Origin of the sequence: Stenotrophomonas sp. PS02298 (assembly GCF_029959445.1) — a bacterium.
GTDB lineage: Bacteria > Pseudomonadota > Gammaproteobacteria > Xanthomonadales > Xanthomonadaceae > Stenotrophomonas.
The window spans coordinates 1-9260 of sequence record NZ_JASCOR010000166.1 but is presented as its reverse complement, the minus strand read 5'-3'; the positions used below and the strand labels follow the sequence as shown (position 1 = coordinate 9260).

Below are 9260 nucleotides of genomic sequence, written 5' to 3'. Positions count from 1 at the left end.
GCCGTGATGCGAGGTGCGCAGCCTGGGTGTGGGCAGCGCACCGGGGCGGGATCTGGGGGTTTTGCGACGCTTGGCCAGACATCCCGGATCTGCTCCGCTTGCCCGGATTACGTCAGCTACTGGCTTCGGCCGAGTCGCGCTCGATGCCGTACTTGCGCAGCTTCTCCACCAGCGTGGTGCGGCGCAGGCCGAGCAGCTGGGCGGCATGTGCCACCACGCCCTGGGTACGCTCCAGTGCTTCATTGATCAGGGTCAGCTCGATGCTGGCCATGTGGTCGCGCAGGTCCATGCCTTCGCTGGGCAGCTGGTTGCCGCTATCCGGCGCACTGATCCTGCTGATCAAGCCGCTCGGCTGGCTGGCAGGTTGTGCAGGCGCCGTAGCCTGCTTTCCAAGCAGCATCGGTCGTTCGTCGTCGCTGCTCGTTGCGGGGGCAAGGTTTGCCTGGTCACCGCGGTAGCGACTGGGCAGGTCCTGTACGCGCACGGTGCCGCCGGGATGCAGTACAGCCAGGCGCTCGACCAGATTGGTCAGCTCGCGCACATTGCCCGGCCAGGCGTAGCTGGCCAGCGCCTGCAGTGCTTCCGGGGCGAAACGCACTTCGCCTCGTCCGGTGCGTGCAAGCTGGGTGGCAATGGTTTCCACCAGCACCGGAAGATCGCTGGCGCGCTCACGCAGTGCGGGTACTTCGATCGGAAACACGTTGAGGCGATAGAACAGGTCCTCGCGGAACTTGCCATCGGCGATACGCGATTCCAGGTCGCGGTGGGTGGCGGCGATCACCCGCACATTGCAGCGAATGGTCTGGTTGCCACCGACGCGCTCGAAGCTGCGTTCCTGCAGTACGCGCAGCAACTTGACCTGCATCGGCAGGCTCATGTCGCCGATTTCGTCCAGCAGCAGGGTGCCGCCTTCGGCCATTTCAAAACGGCCCTTGCGTGCAGTCAGCGCGCCGGTGAAGGCGCCTTTTTCGTGGCCGAACAGTTCGCTTTCCAGCAGATCCGGCGGAATCGCGCCGCAGTTGATGGCGATGAACGGACCGTCGCGACGCGGCGAACGCTGATGGATGGCACGCGAGACTACTTCCTTGCCGGTACCGGATTCGCCCAGTACCAGCACGGTGGTATCGAAATTGGAGACCTGCTCGATCAACTGGCGCAGTTCAGTGACCGCCGGGCTGTGCCCGGTCGGGCCGCTGTCGCCGGCGTTGTCAGCCTGATGTTCGGCGTCCAGTCGCTTCAGGCTGGCACGGCGCAGCAGCGCTTCCATCTGCGCGTGGCGCATCGGCTGTTCCAGTGGCCAGACATTGGCTTCGTGCAGGCCGTAGTGGCGCGAGAAGGCCAGCGGATCGCCTTCGGCAAGCAGGATCGGCGGCGGCAGCGAAGTGCCGGCCAGCCAGGTGAAAAAGCCGGCGGCACGGTCGGCATCTTCAAGCGCGCCGACCACCACCGCCATCCAGTCGTTGCTGCGGTGACGGCTGACGTCGATATCCTGCGCTTCGCAGACCCAGCGCGGGTTGAAGTCCATGAACTCCAACAGGGCCAAGGTGCGCTCGGCGCGCATGCCGTCGGCGTCGATCACCAGAATGCGTGATTCACTCATCTTCTTGTACCTTGAGTCCTTCCAGGATCGGCATCACTTCCTGGATGTAGGACAGCTTGCTGACAAAATTATCGGCACCGGCGCGCAGTGCGTGTTCGCGGTGCTCGGCGTCATCAAAGTGACTGGCGATCACGATGTACGGCGGCTGGTCCTGGGTCTTGATCAGGCGCGTGGCCTGCAGGCCGCCCATTTCTGGCATGGCCAGATCCATCAGCACGACCTGCGGGCGCAGGGCTTCGGAGCGCTCGATCGCTTCGAGCCCATTGGCTGCACTGCCGACCACTTCCAGCCAGTCGATCTTGCGGAAATGACGCATGGCGGCGTTGATGAAGCCTTCATGGTCGTCGACCAGCACTACGGTGAGCTTGTTCATGGGAATCCTTGGTCTCAGCCCACACGGGCCAGCTGGGGCTTGCTGCTCTGGCGGCGACGCTCGCGGGCCGGGGCGATATCAAGCTGTTCGCGGTATTTTGCGACGGTCCGGCGTGCAATGTTCACTCCCTGGCGCGACAACAGGCCTGCAATGGCCTCGTCGGCCAGCGGGCGTGCGGCCGGTTCGGCATCGATCAGGCGCTTGACCATGGCCTTGACGGCCTGCCCGGAGACACTGGCGCCTTCCAGGCGCACGGCGAAGAAGTGCTTCAGTTCAAAGGTGCCACGCGGCGTCTGCAGGTACTTGCCGGAGGTGATCCGCGAGACGGTGGACTCGTGCATGCCGATCAGGTCGGCCACTTCCTTCAGGGTCAGCGGCGCCATTGATTCCTCGCCGTTGACCAGGAAGGCAGCCTGACGCTCGATGATGACCCGAGCGGTACGCAGCAGGGTGTCGTAGCGCATTGACAGGCCGCGGGTCAGCCAGCGTGCTTCCTGCAGCATTTCGCGCAGCGGCTGGGCGGCTTCACCGCTGCTGTCGGCGACAACCCGCTCGTAGCTGCTGTTGATCGCCAGCCGCGGCGTGGTGGCCGGATTCAGCGCGACACGCCATTGACCATCGGCGTGCCAGGCGACCACGTCCGGTATCACGCTCAGCTCCTGCTGCGGCAGCAGGGTGTCGCCCGGGCGTGGCTGCAGGGACAGGACCAGGCGGAAGGCTTCCTGCACGTCCTCGACCTCGGCGTCCAGGGTGCGGGCCAGGGTCGGATAGTCGTGGTTGGCCAGCAGCTGCATGTCGGCGTCCAGCAGGCGACGCGCCAGATGGCGGGCCGGGACGTGGCCGGGCAGGGCGGTGAGCTGGGCCAGCAGGCACTCGCGCAGGTCCACGGCGGCCATGCCGGCGGGTTCGCCATGCAGCAGGCGCTGGCGCAGGGCTTCGATATCGGTGCTGCTACGGTCCAGGCGGGCGCTGGCAAGCTGGGTCAGCTGTGCAAGTGGCGCCTGCAGGTAGCCTGCTTCATCGCAGTGGTCCAGCCAGAAGCTGACCACGGCCAGGTCGGCCTCGTCCAGCTCATAAGCAAGTGCGTTGAGGATGCGCAGCTGCGGATCGGTGGACTCGCCGGCCGCTACGCGTGCCATGCGATCTTCGTCATCGGCGTTCCAGCTGGCGCCGGGCACGTCCCACAGATTGCTTTCGGGCAATTCATCGAAGGCTGCAGTTTCAGTCTGCGCAACCTCGGCGTCGGTCGTTGCCGGCGCGTCCTCTGCCTGCTCCTGCAGCTCCAGCAGCGGGTTGCTCTCCAGCGCCTGGCGGATCTCCAGCTCCAGCTGCATGCCGTTGAGCTGCAGCAGGCGGATTGATTGCAGCAAGGCAGGCGTGAGATGAAGTTGCTGGCCCAGCTGGGCAGAGAGTGTGGCTTTCATGCGTTTCCCCGTTGCGGCCAGTGGATGGCTGCGTTGTGGAACGCATCTTGCGTGCTTCATGTCGGGGCGGTAATAGGTGTTGGCCCTATAGCTGTCAAAGCCCGCCCTACGTGATGTAGGTAATTACCTTACATGCTGTCGATTAATTGGCGAAGTAAAAGTGGGTATTTGTTACAAGCCATTGATTCCATTAGCTTGTGCCGCCGTGGTGACGGGTTTCCGATTCCGTGACGTAGATTCGCTTTTTCTGGCGCCTCGGCGTCAGGCGAGGTCGTTTTCATGGCGCAGCGCCAACAGGAGCAGGTCGTTGGCGCGACGGCAGCCCAGCGATTCCATCATCCGTGCCCGGTGGGTTTCCACCGTCTTGATGCTGATGCCCAGGTCAGCTGCGATTTCCTTGGTGGTCTGGCCGGTGCCCAGGCGTCGCAGAATCTGCTTCTGGCGTGGTGACAGCGCACCGATGCCGGTTGCCCGCTCCTTGCCGATCAGCGGTGCGAGCATCTTTGCTGAAATCTGCGGGCTCAGGAAAACCTGGCCGGCATGGGCGGCACGCAGTGCCAGTTCCAGTTCGGCAGGCGCGGCATCCTTGACCAGAAAGCCGACGGCACCGCGATCAAGTGCATCACGCACATGTGCAGCGTCATCGTGCATCGACATCATCACCGCACGTGCGTGCGGCAGCCGTTGGCGGATATCGGTCAAGGCTTCGAGCCCTGAGCGGCCGGGCAGGGACAGGTCGAGCAGGATCAGGTCCGGCACGTGAAACAGTGCCATTTCCAAAGCCTGTTCGGCATTGCTGGCTTCGGCCACCACCTGGATCCCGTCAAATGTCTGCAGCAGCCGGGTGAGCCCAGCACGAACCAAGGTGTGGTCGTCGACAATAAGAACGCGCACAGGAGACCGGGTCATAACGGAAGGCTGCACCTTAGCGGAGCAGCGAGGCAGGCGCCAGAGCACAAAGTGGGAATAGGCTCACCGGTTGCGGCGACTGTCGGCAATCTGCTTGCGATGCAGTCGGAACAAATGGCGTTCGACGGCTGCCAGCAACGCATCATTCTGCGTATCCAGGCGCAGCCACAGCTGCGTCCCCTGTGCTGTATCGGCTTCAGCCAGGACCACGACAGGCAGCTCGATCGCGTCGGGCAGCCATTCGGCGGGCTGCAGGCTGGCGACGCCGGTGGTGCCGGCGACGAAGCCGCCCAGCTGCTCGCGCTGCAGGCGCAGGCCATGCCGCGACCAGCGTAGCGGCGTGGCTGGCGCAGACGGCGCTTCGCGCTGCAGCAGGCGGCCCAGCAGCACGAGGGTCAGGTCGAGGCGCGCTTCCAGCCGCTGTAGTTGCAGGCTGTTGTCGTTGCGTTCGTCGCTGTCGTCCACATTGCGGGCGTCCTCGACGAGGGCGATGCTGCGCAGGAGCATCTCGGCGCTGCCCGGGCGCTTTACCTTGGCACCGGCCTCGAACACCGCTGGCAGTGACAGTTCGCAACTGAGGGTGTCGTCGAACAGCTCGGTTTCAGCAGGATGGGCGATGCCGGTGGGATTCATGCCAGGGTTCCGGCCTGCAGATAGGCGCTGGCCGCGCGGGTGGATTGACGCTCGGCGCGCAGGTGCATAGCGGCCTGGTCGCGCAGCTCACGCATCCGTGCAGTCACGCTACGTTGCTGTTCCAGCAGCGCCTGCAGGGCATCGGCGCTTCCGGCGGTACCGTTTTCCTGGATATAGCCGCGCAGGCGCTCATCATGGGCGGCGACAATCTGTTCGGCACCGTCATGATCTTCCGCCTCGATGGCATTCTTCAGGGCATCGAGATCGGCGTGCAGGGCATCAAGCATCCCGCTGGCGATGTTGGCCATCAGCGTGCTCCGTTTGCGGTTGACATGCTGCGCTGCTCGGACGGGATGGCGTTCCATGCAGATTCGATCTCACTGAGCAGGGAGAGTGATTCCTGCAGAGCGGCAACGTCGTTGTTGAGGTTGGCTTCGGTCAAGCGCTGCACGATGTAGTCATAGAGCGTGGACAGGTTGCCTGCAACTTCACCTCCGGCGACATGATCGAGCGAGCCGTTGAGCTGGCCAACGATGGCGCAGGCTTCGCCGATTGCCTTGCCCTTCAATGCCTGGTCGCCCTTGGCAAGGAAGGCTTCGGCGCGCCGCATGCGCTCGCTGGCGCCTTCCAGAAGCAGGGAAACCAGCTTGTGGGGGTCGGCATCCACTACCCGGGTTGAAACGCCGATCTGGCGGTATTGCTCGGCGAAATTGCGGCTGGGACCGTACATGTACTCAATCTCCTGGTATTCGTGCAGTGATGGCAACGACTGCCGATACATCATTTGTGTGGCGTGATCTGCTATCGGCCATCAAGGCGTGCGGCTTGAGCCCGTGCTGGGCTATCAGCCCGACGTCGACGAAAGCTGCTGCGAAAGGTAGCTGCTGGTGCCCTGCATCTGTGACACCAGCTTATCCATCGCCGTGAACTGGGCGGTATAGCGCGCCGACACCTTTTCCATGCGCGCGTCGAGATCGTCTAGCTGCTTGCTGAGCTTCTTGATTTCCTTGTTGAGCGCGTCGGTACGCTGCACGAGGGTGCCGGTGCCACTGTCCAGGTTGCTCTTGAGGATGCTGTTCATGCCTTCATACAGCTTGCCGCTCTTGCCGACCAGGGCCTCGGCGGCAGCGGGGTTCTTGGCCATCGCCTTGTCGAAGACGCTGGCATCCAGTGACAGGGTGCCATCCTTGGTGATGGTCAGCCCCAACTCTTTGAGGTCGATGACGTTGGCACTGAGCTGACCGCGCAGTTGCTGCTGCAGGCCGCGCACCATCGAGTCGCCCGTCAGCACCGACGCCTGGTCCTTCTCTGCGTCATAGGCGCTGGAGGTCTTCAGCAGGCTGGTGGAGGCGTTGTAGGCGGTAACGAAGGCCTGCACCGCTGTCTTCAGCGGTTCGTTGTTCTGGGTAATGGTCAACGCAGTGGTGGTGCCTACCTCGGCCTTGGTCAGTTCCAGGGTCACGCCGGCGATGATGTCGCTGATGCTGTTGCTGCTGGATTCGCGGTCAAAGCCGTCCACGCGCACGTGCGCGTTGGTCGGGGGGCTGATCTGCGACATGCCACCGCTGCTGCCGTCCCAGGTCAGCGCGGAAAGGCCGCCGTTGCCACCGCTGGCGGTGACCGTCAACGCACCTTCGGTACCTGCATTGACGGCATTGAGCACCAGGTGCTGGCCATCGTTGGCAGTGATGACGGTGGCATTGACGCCCTTGCCACCAGCTGCGCTGTTGATGGCGGCGGCGATGCTGGCCAGGTTGCTGCCCGGTGCGATATCGACCGAGATGGAGTCTTCCTCGCCCCAGGCGATCGACAGCTTGCCGTCGCCCACCACGGTTTCGGCGTCAAACGCGCCGGAACTGAGCTTCTGCGGCTGCGCCAGACTGAGCACTTCGATGTTGTACGTGCCTGCGGCGGCCAATGTCTTGCCAGTGGATGGGTCGGTGACGATGGTGGCGGAGAAGCCGCTCTTCTCCGGTACCGAGGTTTTGTAGGCGCGCAGGTCGGCGGCTTTGCCCATGGCGTCCATCGCCGTCTGCAAGCTGCTCAGCGAGCTCTTGATGTTGCCCAGCGCCGAGAGTTTGGCGGTGGCCGCGGTTCCCTGGGTGTTGATGCGGTTGGCTGCCGGTGCGCGTTCAGCGGCGACCAGCTGCGCAACGATGGTGGGAATGTCCAAGCCAGAGCCAATGGTGGACAGGGAAGACGTAGCCATGGGTTTTCCTCTTTCGGCGAGGGGGTGCAACTGCAGCTGCCACCCCGGATATCGGCACGCGGCGGCATAGCTTTAGCCGCGTGGTTGCGCAGTCATCTGCAAGCGGCGTGCCAGCGCGTACGGGTGCTCGCGCAGGGCGGGTCATGGCGGATCCCGCCAAGGCGGAGGTGGCTGGTCATTGATAGCGCTCGATCGAGTTGTCCAGATGCCGGCTTCGATGCCGTACTCCTGGCGCTGGGGGTGTACTGCTTCCATAACGAACAGGCCCCGCCATTGCTGGCGGGGCCTGTGTCACGCCGGCGTGTTCACGCCGGCGTGGAGAGTGTTGCTTGCTGGATCAGCGCAGCAGGCTCAGCACGTTCTGGCTGGTCTGGTTGGCCTGGGCCAGCATGGCGGTACCGGCCTGCTGCAGGATCTGCGTGCGGGTCAGTTCTGCCGTTTCCTTGGCGTAGTCGGTGTCACGAATACGGCTGCGGGCCGAAGACATGTTTTCCGAGGACGTGTTCAGGTTGGCAACCACCGAGGTGAAGCGGTTCTGCACGGCACCCAGGTCGGCACGTGCCGAGTTGATGGTGCTCAGGGCTGCGTCCATCGCGTTCAGTGCGTTGTCGGCGCCGGCGGTGGTGGAGATGTCCAGGTCAGCGAAGCCGGTTGCCGAGGCGCCAGCGGCCCAGTTGGTGGTGGTTGCAGCGGTCAGGCCGGTCTGTGCGGTCAGCGTGGTGCCGCCGCCAGCAACGGTGAACTGGCCCGAAGCCGACGCCAGCTGCAGCTTGCCAGCGCTGTCCAGCGACGCGGAAACGCCGGTGTTGTAGCTCTGGTTGTTGATGGCCTTGACCAGGTCGGTGGCGCGCTGGGCGCCGCTGCCGGCTGCACCGTAGCTGATGGTGGCCGTGCCCTTGCTGCCGGTCAGGGTGAAGTTGCCGGCGGTGAAGTCAGCTGGGGTGCCGCCGGTTTCCGTCTGGGCGGTTACGGTGGCGGTCAGGCCGCCGGTCACCGAGATGGCTGCAGTGTTGGTGTTGCTCAGGGTAACGTTGTTGGTTGCTACCGTGGCGGTGACGCCGGCGACGCTGGTACCAATGGCAGCCTGCACGGCAGTAGCGAGGCCTGCAGCCGTCGTACGTCCGGCGTCGGCAGCGACGTTGATGGTGGTGCTGCCGATCTGGAAGGACAGTGCATCGGTGCTGGTCAGGCCGCTCAGGTCCAGCGTGCCGGTACCTGCCGTCGGGGTGCCGGCCACATAGCCACCGGTGGCAGCTGCAGCAGAAGCGGTAGCTGCGGTGTCGACCTTGTTCCAGTTGCCCAGGTCCTTGATGTTGGCGTTGGCGATCTGGGCGATGTCGATGGTCTGGCCCTGGTCGGCGCCGATCTGGAAGGACTGTGCCTGGAAGCTGCCGTCCAGCAGGGTGGTGCCGTTGAAGTTGGTCTGCTCGGCGACGCGCTGGATTTCTGCCTTCAGCAGCTGCACTTCGGCGTTCAGGGCTTCACGGTCGGAAGGCGAGTTGGTGGCGTTGCGCGACTGCACCGACAGCTCACGGATACGCTGCAGGTTGTTGCCGATTTCGGTCAGCGCGCCTTCGGCGGTCTGCGCCATCGAGATGCCGTCGTTGGCGTTGCGGGCAGCCTGGTCCATGCCGCGGATCTGGGTGCTGAAACGCTCGGAGATCGCCAGACCGGCGGCGTCGTCCTTGGCGCTGTTGATGCGCAGGCCCGAGGACAGGCGCTGGATCGAGGTGGCCAGGCTGGAGCCGCTGGTGCCCAGGTTACGCTGAGCATTGAGCGACATGATGTTGGTGTTGATGACTTGTGCCATGATTCGAGCTTCCTATGTGGCGTTGGGTCCGGCACATCACCTGGCCGGTACTGGGTGCAGTGGGCGGGGGTAAGAAGAGCCTTAGCACCGCTGCTGATACCAATAACGGCAGCTTTTCCGGCAGCTTTAGCGCCTTGCTGCAAGTGATTCCAAAACCGCAAAAACGCACAAGCCCCGGTTTCCCGGGGCTTGTGCGTTTTCGGCGTTCGTTGGGTGTCGAGCCATGCTCGGCAGCAGCGAACATGTAGTGCCGAGCCATGCTCGGCAGGGGCATTGCCGGTGAAGCTCGTGCCGAGTATGGC

9 protein-coding genes are annotated in these 9260 nt (G+C 64.1%); all 9 read right to left on the bottom strand.

The window, feature by feature from the left end:
* Positions 1-112: 112 nt before the first annotated feature.
* The 9 genes from QMX78_RS18025 to QMX78_RS17985 all read right to left on the bottom strand — a co-directional run bounded on the left by QMX78_RS18025 (position 113) and on the right by QMX78_RS17985 (position 8958).
* Positions 113-1600 (bottom strand): sigma-54 dependent transcriptional regulator, encoded by a 1488-nt coding sequence (locus QMX78_RS18025; RefSeq protein ID WP_282272110.1) that lies wholly within the window; start codon positions 1598-1600, stop codon positions 113-115.
* Positions 1593-1973 (bottom strand): response regulator transcription factor, encoded by a 381-nt coding sequence (locus QMX78_RS18020; protein ID WP_282272108.1) that lies wholly within the window; start codon positions 1971-1973, stop codon positions 1593-1595. The genes QMX78_RS18025 and QMX78_RS18020 overlap by 8 nt, the downstream gene beginning before the upstream one ends.
* Positions 1974-1987: 14 nt before the next feature.
* Positions 1988-3397, bottom strand: a complete 1410-nt coding sequence (gene rpoN / locus QMX78_RS18015) for an RNA polymerase factor sigma-54 (protein WP_282272106.1) — start codon at positions 3395-3397, stop codon at positions 1988-1990.
* Between the two features lie 261 nt (positions 3398-3658).
* A complete protein-coding gene (locus QMX78_RS18010; protein WP_282272112.1) occupies positions 3659-4291 on the bottom strand; it encodes a response regulator transcription factor in 633 nt (210 codons plus the stop codon).
* Positions 4292-4369: 78 nt separating this feature from the next.
* The gene (locus tag QMX78_RS18005; RefSeq protein WP_282272104.1) at positions 4370-4939 is read right to left on the bottom strand and encodes a PilZ domain-containing protein; all 570 of its coding nucleotides are present in this window, start codon (positions 4937-4939) and stop codon (positions 4370-4372) included.
* Complete coding sequence (locus QMX78_RS18000) at positions 4936-5247, bottom strand: hypothetical protein (protein ID WP_282272102.1); 312 nt, start codon at positions 5245-5247, stop codon at positions 4936-4938. Before QMX78_RS18000 ends, QMX78_RS18005 begins: the two co-directional genes overlap by 4 nt.
* The gene (gene fliS / locus QMX78_RS17995) at positions 5247-5669 is read right to left on the bottom strand and encodes a flagellar export chaperone FliS (RefSeq protein WP_282272100.1); all 423 of its coding nucleotides are present in this window, start codon (positions 5667-5669) and stop codon (positions 5247-5249) included. The genes QMX78_RS18000 and fliS overlap by 1 nt, the downstream gene beginning before the upstream one ends.
* Positions 5670-5783: 114 nt before the next feature.
* The gene (fliD, locus tag QMX78_RS17990; RefSeq protein WP_282272099.1) at positions 5784-7148 is read right to left on the bottom strand and encodes a flagellar filament capping protein FliD; all 1365 of its coding nucleotides are present in this window, start codon (positions 7146-7148) and stop codon (positions 5784-5786) included.
* A 337-nt stretch (positions 7149-7485) separates the two neighbouring features.
* Positions 7486-8958 carry a flagellin gene (locus tag QMX78_RS17985; protein WP_282272097.1) on the bottom strand — a complete coding sequence of 491 codons (1473 nt, stop codon included), beginning with the start codon at positions 8956-8958 and terminating at the stop codon, positions 7486-7488.
* Between the last annotated feature and the right edge of the window lie 302 nt (positions 8959-9260).